This is a genomic window from Catalinimonas alkaloidigena (genome assembly GCF_900100765.1).
Lineage (GTDB): Bacteria > Bacteroidota > Bacteroidia > Cytophagales > Flexibacteraceae > Mooreia > Mooreia alkaloidigena.
The window spans coordinates 283693-300290 of sequence record NZ_FNFO01000011.1; the positions used below are offsets into that span (position 1 = coordinate 283693).

Here is a 16598-nt window from a genome sequence, read left to right on the forward strand (position 1 = left end):
CGGAAATGGGCTTTTTTAGGCTTCGAACTCGTAACCGAACAGGGCAATGTCTTGCGCGTACACCCGCCGGATAATCTCGCGCGTCTCTTCGTCGTAAAACGTGGCGTAGTGCTTGGTGGGCTTGGCACTTTGCAGCAACAGGCGGCCGAGGCCAGGGCAACCCAGCCGCTCGGCAATCACCTTCAGGTCTTCCTCCCGGTTTTCGTACCGCCCCACGAAGTCGACCATCATCTTACCCTGAGCATCTTGCAGAAAATCTACCTGCGGGTAGTAATACGAGTGGCGGGCGTGTAGTGCGTGCGCCAGCATGTACCGGGGCGAATTGAATTGCAGCACCAGATCTCGGAAACTCAGGTCCGGCGGAATCGTGCCCTTTTTACGTCGGTACGCGTAAAGCGAAACCATCCGGTCCCACGGATTGCGCACGAGGGTGAATTTAAAAATCTCGTCCCACAACGCGCGTCCCAGCACCTGTTGCATTTCCTGGGCGGTCCGGTGGTCTTTGAACGCACTTTTTTGTGCAAATTTCTTTTCCAGCAGATTGGTTTTTCCGTAGGAAGGGCCAAATTGATGGCTCAGTTCTACCTTGATGCTACTGGAAGACGTCCGCGGAATGTCGATGAACCAGAATTTGTGTTTGCGGATGTCGTACACGCCTTTCAGGTACGCCGCTTTGTCGGTGACGGTATGGTATAAATTGCGGAGGAGTTGAGGAGCCATCGGATTGGGTTAAGCAAGGAACGGAGGCGGGCATGCTGCACGGCAGCCGGAGCCGGTGATGCGACTCGATCGAGGTGATTTTTTGGATTATTCGGATGCAGGTATGCAAGCAGGTACAGCGTGCCGGGTACTTGGCAACGGAAAAGTACTAAGCGGCGTGCAAAATGCAATCATCACGCGCAACAAATGGAACGGGTGCTCAAAATGTCCTACTTTGTTCGCTTTCGATGACAGAAAGTAAGATGGGTTTTTTTTGGATTATTTACATACGTGATTGGGTTCGCATCGCTTCGCCTTCTAGATTGGTGTGACAAGCAACGGAGACGGACGATGGTGCGTAGTATAGGCTTCGTATGAAAGCACTGACCTGGCAGACGGTTGTCGATTTCCTGAAAGGGGAGAGCGTGAGCATGGCCTTCCGGTACATCTCGGGAGCGTTCATTCCGCTTTTGTTCTTTCTGGCGCAGGGCGATCAGGCCACCGGACTGACGCTGATGCTCGGTACGTTGCTGGTATCGGGTGCCGACAAGCGCGAGCCCGTTCGGCGTAAGGTCAAAACCCTGGCGCTGACCATCCTGCTGTCTTCCACGCTGAGTGCGGTGGTGATGCTGGCCGCGCACCAGTATGTGCTGCTGTTTCCCCTGATCTTCCTCTTCATCTTTCTGTTGGGTTACGTAGCGCCGTTCGGCACTCGCTACGCCTCAATGGCCTTTATGGGCAACCTGGCGATCATCATCGCGCTCAGCACCTATCGTTCCTACACCACCCCGGCAGCCATTATACACCACCTGTTGCTGTTGCTGGCCGGCGGCATCTGGTATGCTGCCTATGCGCTGACCCTCAGCGCCCTCTCGGCGCGCCGTCAGTTGCGGAAAACCATCGCGACCTGCATGGAGCGCACCACGGCTTACCTGGAGCAGCGGGTGCGCCTGTTCGACGAACGCGAGGACCTGGGCGAAGGGCTGCTGGCGCTGTCGGACCGGCAGACGGACGTGACCTACGCCCACACCGACGTGCGCGATTTTCTGTTCCAGTGGATCCGACCGTTGCAACAGGAGGGCTCCTGGGAGCGGAAGATGCTGATGATTTTTGTGGAGTTGCTGGAAATTCAGGAAACGGCGCTGGGTACGCCCATCGACTACGAGCGGTGGCGCGGGTGGCTCACCACCTTTCCGGAGCTGGACGTGGTGCCGCGGTTCAGCCGGATGATGGTGGCTGAACTGGAAGGCTACTACCGTTTTTTCAACAGCCGCAAGAAAACCGTTCCCTCTGAGGAAGCGCGTCTGGAGCGTCAGGCCGAAGAGGCCCGGCAGGTGCTCGATCAGTTTCAACGGACCATCGGCAACGACCCGGAGCGGCGAATGGCGTACCTGCGGGCGCGGCGCATTTTGACCTACCAGGAGATCCAGTTCAAGAAACTGCAATCGTTGCGTCGTATCCTGGAAAACCGCGCCCAGCAGACCGAAACGAAGATGGACGACCGGATGCACTACCGGTTTGCCAACACGCCCGAAATGACGTGGGAAGCCATCCGCAACAACTTCACCATCCGCTCCAGTTACTTCCGCTATGCACTGCGGACCTCCATTACAGCGGTGGCGGGCTACCTGTTCGGCATGGCGCTGGGCTTCCAGAATCCCTACTGGGTGCTGCTGACGGTCCTGGTGATCTTGAAGCCGGGCTACGCCGTGTCGCGGCAGCGGTTCACCCACCGCCTGATCGGCACGATCCTGGGCGCACTGATTGCCTACGGACTGTACCTGCTGCATCCGTCGCAGACGGCGTCCATCGCCATTTTCGGCACGGCCTTTTTCATTGCGTTCTGCTTCGTGACGGAGTACTATGCCGTAGCGTCGGTGTTCGTGACGATCTACGTCGTCTTTCTGTACAGCTTTCTGCACCGCGAAATTCCGGGTGCGGTGCTGTTCCGGGTGGTCGACACGTCGGTCGGTGCCGCGCTGTGCTGGGTCGCCATGCACTACCTCTGGCCCTCGTGGGAATACCAGAGTTTTCCGTATTACCTGCGCGTTTCGCTCGAATCGAACCTGAGTCTGCTCCGGAAAATCACCCGCCTGGTGGGGGAAGGGGCCTGGCAGCAGACTTCGTACCGGCTGTCGCGCAAGCGGGCTTACCTCGATCTGGCCAACGTGGTCTCCTCCTTCCAGCGGTTGAAGAACGAACCTCGGCGCAAGCAGGAAGACCTCGCGCCGTACGGCAGCCTGATTCTTCTGCATTCGGCCGTGATGTCGGTCATTGCCTCCATCGGCGTCTACCTGAGTCGCCATCCCCAGTTGCTCCAGGTGCCCGGCCTGTATGGCCAATTGCGCGAGGCCCAGCGGCAGCTGGAACAGACACTGGGGCTGGTTTACAAACGGCTGGATCAGCCTGTGCCCCTCACCCCGGCAGAACCCGAACACGCATTGCCCGCACCGTCACCTCAGGGCGCCGATACAAGCGACGAAGCCTTTCTGTTTGAAGAAATCGCACACCTGAACGGGCTGATCGTGCGTTTGCAGGAGCAGATCAACCGCACCCGGGGCGTGCGCCTGGCCCGCCGCAGCGAAGTGCTCGTACCCTGAGTGCATGAGTGATTGAAGACGCGGAGCGCAGGGCGTTACAATGCTGTAATTCTTGTAATAATAGAGTAAATGAGCGGGGCCTCCACCGTACTTACGGGGCGACTTTGCTGGTTTCCCGAGCCTCACGTTTCACTTCCTTGCACACATCGTGGACAAAGGCGAGTTTCTCGACGACTTTGGGCGGAATCACGAACGGATAGAGGTCGTGGTGTCCCATGCTGCGGTTGAGGCTGTTCATGGCGAACGTGAGCGGCAACCAGCGGTTGATCAGCCCGTCGAATTTCTTCAGGCGGTACGGATCGCGGTCCATGTCGGCTTCCAGACTGTCGTCGGCTTCGTCGGCCACAATGGGACTGACCGACATCCCAAAGGAGTAGGCGGTTTCGAGGGTATCCACAATGTGGAGGTAATGCGCCCAGGTTTCGGCCCAGTCTTCCCAGGGATGCGTCGTGGCATACGCGCTGATGTACTCCTCCTGCCAGTGGTCGGGCGGGCCGGTTTCGTAGTGTTTCTCCAGCGCCTCGCCGTAGTCCGCTTGTTCATCGCCGAACAGCGCACGGAACGCTTCCTGCCGTCCGTCGTCCGCAATCAGCCGGTCCCAGTAGTAGTGCCCCACCTCGTGGCGGAAGTGCCCCAGCACGGTGCGGTAGGCCTCGTCCATGTTCTTGCGTGCCATCTCGCGTTCAAGGTCATCCGCCTCTTCGATGTTGATGGTAATCAGACCGTCGGCGTGTCCGGTCAGTACGCGGGGCGCGCCCTCTTCGGTTGGATTGGCCAGAAAATCGAACGCCAGTCCCTTGTCCGGGTCCTGAAATTTGCTGATCAGCGGCAGTTTCATCCGAAGGAGGGCGTAGACGAGCCGGTGTTTGGCAAATTCCAGCGTCTGCCACCGGGCCACGTAATCCGGATTGCTCAGGTCGGGAACCGTGCGGTTCAGTTCACAGGCTTTGCAGTAGGCCGAGGGGCTGTCGGTCGGCACCAGCCAGTTGCAGACGCCATGCTGATGGTTGTCGCAGTAGCGGTACGTTTCCGGGCCGTTTTCGTAAATCTCGAATACGGCATCGTGAACCGGCACCAGCGGTACGAGTTTGAGTTTTTCGGGTTCGAAGCCCAGGGGATAACCACACTTCTCGCAGTGGTGATTCTCGAAATATAAAAGCTGCCCGCAGTGGGTGCATTTGAAGAGTTGCATACGCTTGCTTCGGAGGAGGAAAGTTGTGTGCGTTCCTCCGAATCAAGCATTCATACGCAGGGCGGTACACGAGGTTATCGCTTGATTCTCAAATTTTTACCTGCCTTCTTTTCCAGACCTGTCCGGTGTGGGTAACGATGAAGTTCAGAGTGTCAGGAGCTAAAAGCAGGGACGATAAACCTGAAATTGAACCAGCGTCAGGAGCGGCTCCGGTCGGGTTGAAGCCAACTCGTACGCAGAGTGCGCGACCGACTTGGTTCAGCGCGTATCCCTGTGCCAGCACCTGGCCGGTCAGCCGCTCGGGCGTGTTGCCGAGTTCTTGTCAGGAACCTGCCTGCCAGGTAGAAACGCCCGCAAAGGCCAGGAACATCTGGCCTGGCAAACGACCTTTTTCGACGTCGGGGCGTAGATGGGCAACGCCATGCGCCGGGGCAATTTTTAGAAAAACGACAGCGTTTGGGCGGGATCGAGCAGGTAGTCGCCGGTGAAGCGTTGCTGGGGTTTCTCCGGCAGAGGGTGGAACGGCCCGGCCTTCACGTCGCGGAACAGCCGTTCCAGTTCCTGGTGCCGGAAGAAGCTCGCGCCGCCGAGGGCTTCCATCGCTTTTTCGACAGTTCGGATGGCCGCGTTGGCGATTTCTGTTTTCCGGGTGAGGATGGCGATGCCCTGCGCATCTTCCGGCTGAAAGTCGAAATTCTGGCACAGGCGAATCGTGTCCTGCCACAACACCCGCGCCGTGGTGAGGGCGTTGTGCATTTCGCCGACCAGGTACGGAACGTGGGGCGGCCGCTGCGCTTTGGCCCGTAGCGTTGCGAGAACCAGCTGTTCGGCCCGCTCGGCGATGCCCACGTACACCGCCATGATCAGCGGCATGGCCACGGTCAGAATCACGTTCCAGACGGGGTGGTACGTGCCCCGGGGGCGTTTCAGCACAATGGCCGATTCGGGTACAAAGACCCGGTCCAAGCGCACCGTGTGGGAGCCGGTGCCGCGCATGCCCAGGGTGTACCAGTCGTCCAGGACCGTAAGGCCCTCGGTCCGAAAAGGCACCGGGAAATGCAGCACCTGCCAGCCCGCCTCCGGGGCCTCGTACGGAGCGCTGGTGACCAGCACGTTGCCAACGGGTGCCTGGCTGGCGAAGTGTTTCTGCGCGGTGACGAGATAGCCACCTTCCGTCTTTTCGACCTGTCCGCTCGACTCCAGCCAGTCGCCGGCACCGGTGCTGACCAGAATCAACTGCTGGGCCGCCACTTTCTGCAACATGTCGGCGGCTCCCTGTCCGCGCTTGTATTTCCAGACGTTGGCCGCCACCAGGTGCTGGTGCATCGACAGGGCCAGGGCGGTCGAGCTGCAGTAATGGGCCATCGTGCGCAGCGTGTCGCACATGGCGCGGTGCGAGCTACCGGCGCCGCCCAGTTCTTCCGGAATCAGGGCCGAAAAAAAGCGGTGCTCTTTCAACAGAGCGTAGTTGGCCTGCACAAAGGTGTCGTGTTGATCGGCCGTAGCGGCGTTGGTGGCAAGGGTGGGACCCAGTTCTTCGACGAGGGCGATCCAGTCGTGGGCAATGACGTGTTCCATAAGGCAAGAGGTTGTGTGTGAATGAAAGATGAAGGCAAGATAGGCGCAGGCGGCCTGGGCCGGTTTTCTGAAAAGACAAAAAAATGTGCTGAGGAGCCCAGCCTACGAGGCGTGTACTTTTCGGTACTGCAGGGGGGAGGTGCCGAAGTGCTGTTTGAAGATCCGCGAAAAATGCGAGGTATTTTCAAACCCGCATTCCAGCACCAGCTCGTTGACGGGCCAGTCCGAGGTTTCCAGCAGGTGCCGGGCGTAGTGGAGGCGAGCCTGCGTCAGCCAGCGTCCGGGCGACATCTGAAACTGCTGTTGAAACTCACGCTTGAAGGCAGTGAGGCTACGGCCGGTAAGGCGGGCAAACTCTGCCAGCGTCAGGTTGTATTTAAAATTGGCCTCCATAATCTCGCGCAGCGAAGGCTTGTGCTGGTGGCACAGCTCCCGGAAATAGTGGCAAAGCGGTCGGTTGGTTTCGAACGAAACCAGGTGGGCGATCAATTCCTTGAATTTGATTTCCAGTAGGTGCGCGGGCGGCGGTTGCTCTTCCAGAAAGTAGGCGTACAGCGAGTGAAAGTAAGCCGATAGTGTACGGTTCAGGTGAATCGGGATGACGGCGTCGGTGGGCAGGGCGGGGCCGGCGGGTGGCGGGGGCAGCGAGGCGACCACTTCGCGGATGAAGTGGTCGGGCAGGAACATGATGAGGGCACAGAACTCTTCCTCGAAAAATTTGTGGATGATGTTCGCCCCTTTCTTCACGAAAATGGCCTCTTCGGCATAGACCATGTAGTCCTGCGAAAGCGTACGCCACTTCTTCTTTCCGCTCAGGACATACACCACGTAGTTGTAGTGTGACCAGACGCCAAACACCGATTCCTGCTGCATGCATTTGTATTCTGTGAACAGTACGTCGGAGACTTCCAGTTTTCGGAACAGCCCCTGCTGCGAAGCAAAATCAAATAGGTTGTCCATGGGCGTAGGAGTTGCGGGTTAAAAAGAGTTAAGAGTTCGCTCTGCTGGTTTTTGGGAGTTTCGGTAACGAGGGGACCGGACGGAGAAAGCGTAGAAGAGCCTAGGAGAAAGCCCGGGCAGGCCTGCCTCACTCAATCGCCATGGCACACATGGCCACGTTCTTACCCGTTTACTGCGCGAGTCGCAGATGCATTCTGCCTGATTATTCTTCTACCGGTGCGACGACTTCTTCCGGCAGGTAATGGTGCTGGACTTCGCGGGCCAGGTCTTGCAACAGGTGCAGCAGGCGGTCGGGGGATTCTACCCGGATGCGGTTGCCGAACGGCAGAAGCCAGCGGGCCATGCCTGGCAGAAAGGGCGTTTCGAAGTGGAGGCGCGTGCCTTCCGGGATTTTGACTTCGTGCGTGAATCCCCAGAGGTAGCGTTGCTCGGCCGTGAAGCGCGCCGTGTTGCCCTTGAACAGCACCGCTACCTCTTCGGTCTTTTCGGTGACGCAGCTCGGTGGGGTCATGTACTCCTGGGGATTGAAGGGCGCCACGGGCGTATACTGTGCCGCCAACACCGCCAGGTTTTTCATCCGGTCCACCCGGAAGTCGCGCTGGGCCTGGCGCAGGCGGCAGTGGGCAATCAGGTGCCAGCCGGACCCGTAATACAACAGGCCGATGGGTTCGACCGTGCGGCGCGTCCACGTCTGGTTGTACGAAGAGAAATAATCGAGCTCGACCACCCGATGCTGGCTGAGCGCCTGTTGCAGCGTCGTCAGAAAGTGGTCCGGAAACTCACTCTTCTTCGCCCGCGCGCCGCCGCTACTTGCGGGACGGAACACCGCCACGCGATCGTCCAGTTCGGCGAGTCGTGCCTTGTCGCCGGGGCGCAACACCGCCCGGATTTTTGACAGCGCCGACTGAAACGCAGGCCCTACCGACTGATCCGACCATTGTTCTACCAGCTTGGCTCCCAGCAGAAGCGCCCCGGCTTCGTCGGGCGTAAACATCACCGGTGGCAGCCGATAGCCTTCGGGCAGGTAATAGCCTTTGCCCGCTTCGGCCCCAACGGGTACGCCGGCGGCTTCCAGGGCCCGCACGTCGCGGTAAATGGTCCGCAGGCTTACGGCAAAGCGGTCGGCAAGTTCCTGCGCCGTGATTACGGGTTTGCTTTGCAGCAGGGTCAGGAGGGCAGTAAGGCGGTCGAGGCGATGCATAGGAGGGGGCAGAAAGGCGGGGAACCGTAGTCGAACGAATATACAATCTATTCCAGCAGGAAACCAGTCGGGCGGGTAGTTGGACGCGGAAAATCTGCCGCCTCCTCTGTTGAGACGGCTTTGTTACGTCAGGTCCAGGGTGCAGACCAGGTCGGTGTCGTCTACCGTTGCGCCCTTCTTTTGATAAAACGCGATGGCGTCCTGATTGGCACGGAGCACCAGCCAGCGCATCTGCCGGCATCCGGCTTCGCGGGCAACTTCGATGACGCGATCCAGTAGCGTGGCGCCGAGCCCGTGTCCCCGATGCGTTGCCCGAATGTAGAGGTCGTCGAGGTACAGCGCTTTGCCGCTCCACGAATAATACGCATAAAAGTAGGTCGCAAAGCCGATGGGTGTTCCGTCGTCGTCCTCCACCAACAGCGCCCGGAAAATGTCCTGATCCCGCCGCAATTGCTCCGGCGACGTGGTCAGCTTGCCAGGCATGTCGAGGTAATGGGCAAATTCCAGCATCAGGGCGTACAACACTTCAAAGTCGGCCGGGTGGGCGCGTCGGATGGTAAAAGGCATGGCTAGCGTTGGTTACGTTACTGGTAGTGCAGGGCAACAGGCCCATCTACCCGTCGAAAGCGCTACGTTCATTGTAGCGCGGGAAATGTGGCAAGCTACGCGAACGGGAGGTACCGTGAGGAGTCGCGCGGATGCCGACACAACCCCGAAGGTTATTTTTCCAGTGCATCGAGGCGTTGCCGGTGCACATTGAACTGAATGAGTTGGAGCAGCAGCGCGCCGAGGGCCAGGCCGCCCGCCACCCAGAAAAGCAGGTGTGCCGAGCCGAAGGTATCTTTCAATATGCCCAGTCGCGAGGCCCCGACCGAAAAGGCGAAGTTGCTGAGGGCCATGTAAAGTGCAAATTGCGTCGCCGCGACGCGCGGCGCACACAGGGCCATCGCCGTGGCATAAAACCCAATGGTAAAGACCATGTCGAGCAGCAGGTAGGCGATGATGTAGGAAGACACCACCCCGCGTTCCGGCCACAAGTGCGGCCCGGCCCCCAGCAGCACCGTCGCGACCATCAATACCAGGGCGGCGGCCGTCATCGCTCGTTTGCGTCCGATCGTATCGACCAGCCGTCCGCCGAGCAGCATGCCGATCAGTCCGGCGGCCAGGTAACCGCTGGCGTTGAGCTGGGTAAAGGTCGTATCCTGCCAGCCCAGTTCCTGTACCGTGATCACGGTCAGGGCCGCTTCCAGCAGTCCCGAGGCAGCCCGGCAGGCGAGAATCGTACCCGCCAGGGCCAGGCTGGAGGGCAACACCAGCACCTGCACCAGATTCCGCCCGATGCTCTTCCAGTTGGGGGCCGTACTCAGGGTAGCCTGTGCACTGGCTTCGCCGCTACTCCAGGGCAGCAGCCGTTCGCCGGGGCGTTCACGCAGCAGCAGCGGTACCACCATAATGGCCACCATCATCCCGGACACCAGCAGCGCGGTAGGAGGTAAACCCCAGTGGTTCAGGAGCCAGGAGACTCCCGCCGTGCTACCCGACATGCCCAGCAACATACTGCCCCGCATCACGCCGTTGGTGCGGGCTTGTTCCTGCAGGGGCACCACGTCGATGGCCATGCCGTCCACGGCGACATCCTGAAACGCAATAAAGAAGTAGGCGGCGAAACCGGCGATCGTCAGCCACGTGAGGTGCGCCAGCGGCTGCGCTACCAGCGCGAAGGCGGCGAAGCTCAGGGCCATGCCCAGTTGTGCGGCCAGCACCCACGGCCGGCGGCGGCCCATGGGCAGAAAACTCCAGCGGTCCATCAGCGGGGCCACCAGCAGCTTCATGCTGACAGGCAGCAGCGCGATGCCGATAAAGCTCCCGATCTGCGCGGCCGACAGGCCCCGCTCTGCCAGGAACGCGGGCAGCGCCACCACAATAAAGCCGTACGGCAGCCCTTGGGCGGCGTACAGCACCGAAAAGGCCACGTAACGAAGCCAGCGTTGTTGGGTAAGGGCAGGGAGGTTCGTCGCCCGAGCCGCCCGCCATTTCACCATCACCTCTGATGGGGTCATGTGCAATTAATCAGTCAAAAAGTCGTGGGGCGACCGGCAGACGTTCGAGCAACCGCCCAGGCGCGTCGGACCCGTACCACCACGAGGGTACACGAGACGGTGGTACCTCAGGGCGAACAGTAGAAGAATCTCATGTTGAAGTTGTGTCCTGGAGGATAGAGCAATATCGCGTACAGCGCCGACATCTGCACCACATCGCCCAAAAACCTCTGGAAAAGGTACCTACTTTCGGGGGAGTGGGGCTACCTGCCGATTTGATTTTTAAACGCTGCGCGGCCTTCTGTGACGTGTTCGGCAATCGGGATGGGAATCGCTCCGATCACATCCTTCCCATTTCAAATTTTAGATCTATCTTGTGGAGAGTAACCATTCTATTTTTACCTCTCACACCTATGTCCAAACCTACATCTTCCCGCCGCTCCTTCCTCAAGAAACTCGGCGGAACCACCGCACTGGTGGCCAGCGCACCGCTGGCGTTCGCCGAGGGTTTTCCGCAGCTCCTGAAACGTCCGGCTCACCACGCGGGCGTGGCTGCCAACGACCGGATTCGCCTCGGATGCATCGGCATGGGCCTGATGGGCTTCGGCGACGTGGCCACGGCCCTGCAAGTGCCCGGCATCGAATTTGTGGCCGCCTGCGACCTGTACGACGGGCACCTGCAACACGCCAAGGAGCTTTACGGCAAAGATATTTTTACCACCCGCGACTTCCGGGAACTGCTGAACCGCAAGGACATCGACGCGGTCATCATCGCCACGACCGATCACTGGCACGATCACATTTCGGTGGCGGCGATGGAAGCTGGTAAGCACGTCTACTGCGAAAAGCCGATGGTCCACCACATCGACGAGGGGCAGAAGGTGATTGACACCCAGAAGAAAACGGGCAAAGTATTTCAGGTCGGGAGCCAGCGCGTCAGCAGCATCATTTTCGAGAAAGCCAAGGAACTGTACGAGTCGGGCATCATCGGTGAGTTGAACATGGTCGAGGCGGCTTACGACCGCCACAGTGCGCTGGGAGCCTGGCAGTACTCGATTCCGACCGACGCTTCGCCACAAACGGTGGACTGGGACCGCTACCTGGGCGATGCCCCCAAGGTGCCCTACGATCCGAAACGCTTTTTCCGCTGGCGGAATTACCGCGACTACGGCACGGGCATGGCCGGTGACCTGTTTGTGCACCTGATTTCGGGGCTGCACATGGTGACGGGCTCGCTGGGCCCCACGCGGATCTACTCGTCGGGCGGGTTGAACTACTGGAAGGATGGGCGCGACGTGCCCGATCTGCTGGTCGGCATCCACGACTATCCGAAAACGGATGTGCACCCGGCGTTCCAACTGACGTTGCGCTGCAACTTTGCCGACGGCTCCGGTGGGGGCGAGCTGACCCGTCTGGTCGGGTCGGAAGGCGAAATTCAGATCGGCTGGGGCAACCTGACGGTGCGGCGCGACAAGCTGCCGAAAGCGCCCGGTTACGGCGGATGGGACATCTACAACGTTTTCACCGATGCGCAGAAAAAGGCCTTTGTGGAAGATTACCACAAAAAATATCCGTCGCAACGCGCCGAAGTGATGCCACCCGACGAAGAGCGCTACGAAGCGCCCAAGGGCTACGACGAGCGGCTCGACCACTTTGTGAACTTCTTCGAAGGGGTGCGCAACGGCAAGAAAATCGTGGAAGACGCTACGTTCGGTCTGCGGGCGGCGGGTCCGGCCTTGGCCTCGAACATGAGTTACTTCGAGCAACGTGTCATTCACTGGGACCCCGAGCGGATGCAGGTGCTGAAAGGCGATAAAGGGGACATGCGTCCCGGTAAGTAAACTTCATTGTTTAGACGAAAGCAAGCCTCGCCGGGGCTTGCTTTTTTATTAGTAGGCGACTTTTTTCCCAAACTCCCTCATGAGTGTACTCGCTCAGTTCCGCCAACGTGCGCTTGCTTTTCCGGAAGTGGAAGAGCAACCCGACCATGAGAAAACGTTGTTTCAAGTGGCGCAGAAAAGCTTTGCGACGCTTTCGGAGCCAGACCAACGGGTCTGCCTGAAACTCTCCGAACTCGATCAGTCGCTGTTTACCGACTTCGATGCCAACGCGATTTATGCGGTGCCGGACCCGTCAGGCCAAGAAGGCTGGACGTATGTAGAGCTGGATTCGGTGCCGGAATCGGTCGTGGCCGATGCGCTGACCGCCGCCTACTGCCATGTGGCCCCCCGGCGGCTGGCGCAGCCTTACCTGGATGCGTCGTGATCAGCTCACGGGCTCGGTCGGTTGTTCTTCTGCCTGGGGTGCTTTCTTCTTGCCGTATTTCTGGTAGAGCCAGCGCCCCAGCGGAATCAGGAGTACGGTCAGGAGCCACTGCGGATCGTGCAGAATACCGTCACGCCACTTGAGCAAGGTCGCCGTCCAGAAGCCCGCTTCGGGTTGTGCCTGGATGAAAATCTCGCTGGAGTAGACTTCTTTCTCGCGCAGGTATTTTTCGCCGTCCAGTTCGACCTGAATCGAGGCCGTGATGTTCAGCCGGAACCGCCCCGGGCGCAGCGGCGTCACCGACCAGTCCCAGAACACCTCATCCTGGCCCAGAATGGGCTTCAGCGCCGGTTCGTTGGTCAGGGTGACGGCGAATTTAGGATTCGTTGGGTCGTCGTCAGGGCAGTATACCTTGGTGCTCATCAGCGAACTGACTTCGATCTCGGCGCGCGTCACCTCGCCCACAATGTTGGCGAACAGGGAAGGTGCCTCCAGCGCGTCGCGCGAAATGTAAATGCGCACCTGTTGCGGCTGGCCCACTTCCATGCTGTCGAGGAGGTTGTGGGCGATGTGGCCCAGTTCGGCTTCGGCGGCGTCGGCCACTGCCGCCGGCGAAGGGGCGGATACCCCGGGATTGGCCGTTTCGACGCCTTGGGCGTAAACGGTAATGACCGAGTCCTGAAACGTGAAGTAACAGGAAGAGGTGGTGTCGAGGCGGAGGATGTAGGCCTGCAATTCGGCCCAGCGGGGCTCGTCTGCACTGAGGCGGAGGGTGTCGGACCAGAGGTAGACGGTCAGGCTGTCGTACGCCTGCCAGTCGACATCGGTAATCCGCAGCGAATCGGTGCGGCTGGAGCCCTGTCGCAACAGACGCGGGTTTTGCAACCGCACGGCCTGCGAAAGGGCCGCCGACGCAGGGGCGATGCGGGCATCACGGGGCGGGGCTTGCGTACGACCAGTGAAGGGGAGGAGGAGGAAAAGACTGGCTAGTAACGTACGCCGCACCAGAAGGGGGGAGAACCGGTTCATGGCAGGTGGACGTGGAAATTCGTAATACGTGCATCAAGGTAAGAATAAATCCCTCTTTTTCAAGAAGATACGCTTCCGATTTCTGCCGACTCCCCATAAAAATCCCCACGGAATACGAAGAAGAGTTCGCCGTCCGTGGGGTTGAAACGCTTGCCGTAAAGTGCGCTTACGTCAGTTGTACTTTCTTGCCGGTGCGGGCAGCTTCGTAAATCGCCGTCAGAATTTTCATGTCGCGGCGGCCCATTTCGCCCGGTACGATCGACTCGCGGTTTTCGCGGACGCAGAGCGCAAAGTCGTCCATCTGCAACGTCTGTTCGCGGACCTGCGGGAAATCCATTTTGCCTTCGCTGGTTTCGCCCTTCAGGCCATCGTAACCGTAGGCCGGATCGAGTTCGAACCAACCGTTTTCCGCTTCAGCACGCAGTTTTGCGCCGTTCTGGTTGTAGCTGGAAACGAAATCGGCCGTGACGCCGTCAGGAAATTCCATCTGCCAGATGATGGTCTCTTCCACCTCGTCGAACTTTTTAGGATCGGTCACCTCGCCGAACCGCGCCGTAATGGCCGTCGGCTCTTTGCCCAGTGTGTAACACGCGCCCTGTACGCAGTAAATGCCGACGTCCATGAGCGGACCGCCGCCGGCCAGCTCCTTGTCGAGCCGCCACTGGTCCGGATCGCCGATCTTGAAGCTGTCGGCCCCCGAAATCTTCTTCACCGGCCCGAAGACCTGCTGCTGCCCCAGGCGCATCATCTCTTTGTTGTGCGGCTCGAAGTGCAGCCGATACCCCACCGAAAGTTTGCGGTTGGCCTCTTTGCAGGCGGCAATCATCTGATCGCATTCTTCGACCGAAATGGCCATCGGCTTTTCCGTAATCATATGCTTGCCCGCTTTGGCGCCGCGAATCACGTACTCGGCGTGCATGGAGTTGGGCAGCACCACGTACACGATGTCGATGTCGGGGTTGTCGGCAATCTGGTCGTAAGTTTCGTAGTTGTAGACGTTTTTGTCGGGGATGTTGTACTTCTTCTTCCATTCTTCAGCCTTTTCGGGGGTGCCCGTCACAATCCCGGCCAGGTAACAGTGTTGCGCTTCGGCCAGCGCCGGTGCCAGTTGGTGGGTGGCATAGCTGCCCAGGCCGACGAGCGCCACGCCCAGCTTACGGTTCTGCGGATCGTTGGCATTGGCCTGCGCCGTGGTGTCGGTCGAGGCGGTATCCGAAGGGTTGGACGAAGGCGTACACGCCGAAAACGCCAGAGGAGCCGCCAGAATGGAGCCGACGCCCAGGGCCGTACGACGTAAAAAAATTCGACGGTGAAACGATTGAGACATACAGTTTGGGAGGTTTTGTGAATAGAGGTGCGTTAATGAGGTGCAACAAACAGAATTCCGCGCTGGAATGCAACAACCCACGAAACCGATTGCACAGAAGTTACGCCTGAGCGGGGTTTGTTCCCGGTTCGGCAGAGAAAGCCCGCGCGGGGGTTGTCGGCTGGCAGGATTTTGACAATTTACGGCCCTGAACCGAATGGATACACCGAACAATGGAAATACGTATTGATCCTGATTTACAAGAAGTTGAAGCCATGATTGTGCCGCTGGTGCAGGACAGCCGCCTGGCCGACCGGCGTGTCAAGCTGGCCGAGCGCGCCGGCCTGGACGGCGACGTCGATTTTGAAGGTGAACTGAAAGAAGTGGCGTTGTTGTACGCGCGTCCGGGCAAAGGCCCACGACGGGTCTACCTGTTGGGAGTGGGCCAGGAACCCGATTTTGCGTCGGTGCTGCTGGCGTTTCGCAGCTTCGCTCATCGCTACGGTAAGAAACTGCCGACGCGCGTGGGCATCTTCTTCCAGTACCTCACCGGAGCCGATGCCGATGCGGCCGGCACCCTGACCGACGCCGCCGTCAACGGATTTCTGCTCGGCGCCTACAACCTGGGGCTGTACAAAACGCAATCCGATCCGCCGGAGGAAGCCCCCGGCAGCCGGGGCGCGGCGTTGCTGCAATTGCGCACCGACGCAACGGCCGACGTGGTGGAGCGAGCGCAGGCGACCGCCGACGTCCAACGCCGCATCCTGGATCTGGTCAACGCTCCGGCCAACAAAGTAACGCCGCAAACGCTGGTGCAGTGGGCCGTCGATGCCGGTGCCCAGTGGGGCTTTTCCGTAACGGCCTACGACCGCGCACAACTCCAGGAGATGGGGGCTGAGGCATTGCTGGCCGTAGGGCGGGGCAGTGCGCATCCGCCTCAGTTGGTGGTGATGGAATACAAACCCGAGGGCGAAGCCTTGCCCAAAGTGGCGCTGGTGGGCAAAGGCATCACGTTCGATACGGGCGGGCTGTCGATCAAGCCTTCGGCCAACATGCACCACATGAAGAGCGACATGGGCGGCGCGGCGGCAGTGCTGGGCACGATGGAGCTGGTGGCGCGGCTGAAACTGCCGATTCACTTGATCGGGGTGGTGCCCACGGCCGAAAATGCGGTGGACGCTTCGTCGCTGCGTCCCGGTGATGTAATCGGCTCGTATTCCGGCAAAACCATCGAAGTTATCGATACCGATGCCGAAGGGCGGCTGATTCTGGCCGACGGACTGGCCTACGCCAAAAAGCACTTCGATCCCGAGATCCTGATCGACCTGGCGACCCTGACCGGCAGCGTAATCGGCACGTTGGGTTACCACGCGGCGGGGCTGTTTACCCACGACGATGCCCTGGCGCAGGCCCTGACCGCGGCGGGCGAACAGACCGGCGAGCGCGTCTGGCGGTTGCCGCTGTGGCCGGTCTACGCCGACGAGATGAAATCGGACGTGGCCGACATCAAAAATTACCACGGCAAGCCCTACGCCGGTGCCATTACGGCGGCTAAATTTCTGGAGGCGTTTACCAACGAACATCCGCGCTGGGCGCACCTCGACATTGCGGGGGTGGCGTTTGGCAGTTCCGAGTTTTCGTCCATGCAAAGCGCAACGGCCTGGGGCGTCCGGTTGCTGACCACGTACCTGAGCGGACTGGTCTCCTAACACCGAGAACCAACCGAGCG

At 59.8% G+C, this 16598-nt stretch carries 13 protein-coding genes; 4 read left to right on the top strand and 9 right to left on the bottom strand.

What is annotated here, in order from left to right:
• Positions 1-15 precede the first annotated feature (15 nt).
• Entirely contained in the window at positions 16-720 is a 705-nt protein-coding gene (locus BLR44_RS23740; RefSeq protein ID WP_089686871.1) for a sulfotransferase family 2 domain-containing protein, read from the bottom strand.
• Between the two features lie 353 nt (positions 721-1073).
• On the opposite strand from BLR44_RS23740, the gene BLR44_RS23745 reads away from it, so the two are divergent.
• Complete coding sequence (locus BLR44_RS23745; protein WP_089686873.1) at positions 1074-3299, top strand: FUSC family protein; 2226 nt, start codon at positions 1074-1076, stop codon at positions 3297-3299.
• A 91-nt stretch (positions 3300-3390) separates the two neighbouring features.
• On the opposite strand, the gene BLR44_RS23750 is transcribed toward BLR44_RS23745, so the two are convergent.
• The 6 genes from BLR44_RS23750 to BLR44_RS23775 all read right to left on the bottom strand — a co-directional run bounded on the left by BLR44_RS23750 (position 3391) and on the right by BLR44_RS23775 (position 10290).
• The gene (locus tag BLR44_RS23750) at positions 3391-4491 is read right to left on the bottom strand and encodes a zinc-binding metallopeptidase family protein (RefSeq protein ID WP_089686875.1); all 1101 of its coding nucleotides are present in this window, start codon (positions 4489-4491) and stop codon (positions 3391-3393) included.
• Between the two features lie 438 nt (positions 4492-4929).
• Positions 4930-6069, bottom strand: coding sequence for an acyl-CoA dehydrogenase family protein (locus tag BLR44_RS23755; RefSeq protein ID WP_089686877.1), 1140 nt, complete (start codon positions 6067-6069; stop codon positions 4930-4932).
• A gap of 102 nt (positions 6070-6171) precedes the next feature.
• Positions 6172-7029 carry a helix-turn-helix domain-containing protein gene (locus BLR44_RS23760; protein WP_089686879.1) on the bottom strand — a complete coding sequence of 286 codons (858 nt, stop codon included), beginning with the start codon at positions 7027-7029 and terminating at the stop codon, positions 6172-6174.
• Between the two features lie 202 nt (positions 7030-7231).
• Positions 7232-8230 (bottom strand): helix-turn-helix transcriptional regulator, encoded by a 999-nt coding sequence (locus BLR44_RS23765; protein WP_089686881.1) that lies wholly within the window; start codon positions 8228-8230, stop codon positions 7232-7234.
• Between the two features lie 123 nt (positions 8231-8353).
• Positions 8354-8797 carry a GNAT family N-acetyltransferase gene (locus tag BLR44_RS23770; protein WP_089686883.1) on the bottom strand — a complete coding sequence of 148 codons (444 nt, stop codon included), beginning with the start codon at positions 8795-8797 and terminating at the stop codon, positions 8354-8356.
• A gap of 152 nt (positions 8798-8949) precedes the next feature.
• Entirely contained in the window at positions 8950-10290 is a 1341-nt protein-coding gene (locus BLR44_RS23775) for an MFS transporter (RefSeq protein WP_143017435.1), read from the bottom strand.
• A 392-nt stretch (positions 10291-10682) separates the two neighbouring features.
• On the opposite strand from BLR44_RS23775, the gene BLR44_RS23780 reads away from it, so the two are divergent.
• Positions 10683-12110 carry a Gfo/Idh/MocA family protein gene (locus BLR44_RS23780; protein ID WP_089686887.1) on the top strand — a complete coding sequence of 476 codons (1428 nt, stop codon included), beginning with the start codon at positions 10683-10685 and terminating at the stop codon, positions 12108-12110.
• A 79-nt stretch (positions 12111-12189) separates the two neighbouring features.
• On the top strand, positions 12190-12534 hold the full coding sequence (locus tag BLR44_RS23785) for an MmcQ/YjbR family DNA-binding protein (protein ID WP_089686888.1): 345 nt from the start codon (positions 12190-12192) through the stop codon (positions 12532-12534).
• Here the strand turns inward: BLR44_RS23785 and BLR44_RS23790 are convergent, their stop codons facing one another.
• The gene (locus BLR44_RS23790; RefSeq protein WP_143017436.1) at positions 12535-13563 is read right to left on the bottom strand and encodes a hypothetical protein; all 1029 of its coding nucleotides are present in this window, start codon (positions 13561-13563) and stop codon (positions 12535-12537) included.
• A gap of 166 nt (positions 13564-13729) precedes the next feature.
• On the bottom strand, positions 13730-14890 hold the full coding sequence (locus BLR44_RS23795) for a Gfo/Idh/MocA family protein (RefSeq protein WP_089686892.1): 1161 nt from the start codon (positions 14888-14890) through the stop codon (positions 13730-13732).
• A gap of 212 nt (positions 14891-15102) precedes the next feature.
• Between BLR44_RS23795 and BLR44_RS23800 the strand changes: the two genes are divergently transcribed.
• Positions 15103-16578 (top strand): leucyl aminopeptidase family protein, encoded by a 1476-nt coding sequence (locus BLR44_RS23800; RefSeq protein ID WP_089686894.1) that lies wholly within the window; start codon positions 15103-15105, stop codon positions 16576-16578.
• Positions 16579-16598 lie beyond the last annotated feature (20 nt).

What these genes read in the sequence shown, in the direction of transcription:
- BLR44_RS23780 (WP_089686887.1), top strand. Translation starts at nt 10,683, where the DNA reads ATGTCCAAACCTACATCTTCCCGCCGCTCCTTCCTCAAGAAACTCGGC.
- BLR44_RS23790 (WP_143017436.1), bottom strand. Translation starts at nt 13,563, where the DNA reads ATGAACCGGTTCTCCCCCCTTCTGGTGCGGCGTACGTTACTAGCCAGT.
- BLR44_RS23800 (WP_089686894.1), top strand. Translation starts at nt 15,103, where the DNA reads ATGGAAATACGTATTGATCCTGATTTACAAGAAGTTGAAGCCATGATT.
- BLR44_RS23750 (WP_089686875.1), bottom strand. Translation starts at nt 4,491, where the DNA reads ATGCAACTCTTCAAATGCACCCACTGCGGGCAGCTTTTATATTTCGAG.
- BLR44_RS23785 (WP_089686888.1), top strand. Translation starts at nt 12,190, where the DNA reads ATGAGTGTACTCGCTCAGTTCCGCCAACGTGCGCTTGCTTTTCCGGAA.
- BLR44_RS23795 (WP_089686892.1), bottom strand. Translation starts at nt 14,890, where the DNA reads ATGTCTCAATCGTTTCACCGTCGAATTTTTTTACGTCGTACGGCCCTG.
- BLR44_RS23760 (WP_089686879.1), bottom strand. Translation starts at nt 7,029, where the DNA reads ATGGACAACCTATTTGATTTTGCTTCGCAGCAGGGGCTGTTCCGAAAA.
- BLR44_RS23765 (WP_089686881.1), bottom strand. Translation starts at nt 8,230, where the DNA reads ATGCATCGCCTCGACCGCCTTACTGCCCTCCTGACCCTGCTGCAAAGC.
- BLR44_RS23775 (WP_143017435.1), bottom strand. Translation starts at nt 10,290, where the DNA reads ATGACCCCATCAGAGGTGATGGTGAAATGGCGGGCGGCTCGGGCGACG.
- BLR44_RS23755 (WP_089686877.1), bottom strand. Translation starts at nt 6,069, where the DNA reads ATGGAACACGTCATTGCCCACGACTGGATCGCCCTCGTCGAAGAACTG.
- BLR44_RS23770 (WP_089686883.1), bottom strand. Translation starts at nt 8,797, where the DNA reads ATGCCTTTTACCATCCGACGCGCCCACCCGGCCGACTTTGAAGTGTTG.
- BLR44_RS23745 (WP_089686873.1), top strand. Translation starts at nt 1,074, where the DNA reads ATGAAAGCACTGACCTGGCAGACGGTTGTCGATTTCCTGAAAGGGGAG.
- BLR44_RS23740 (WP_089686871.1), bottom strand. Translation starts at nt 720, where the DNA reads ATGGCTCCTCAACTCCTCCGCAATTTATACCATACCGTCACCGACAAA.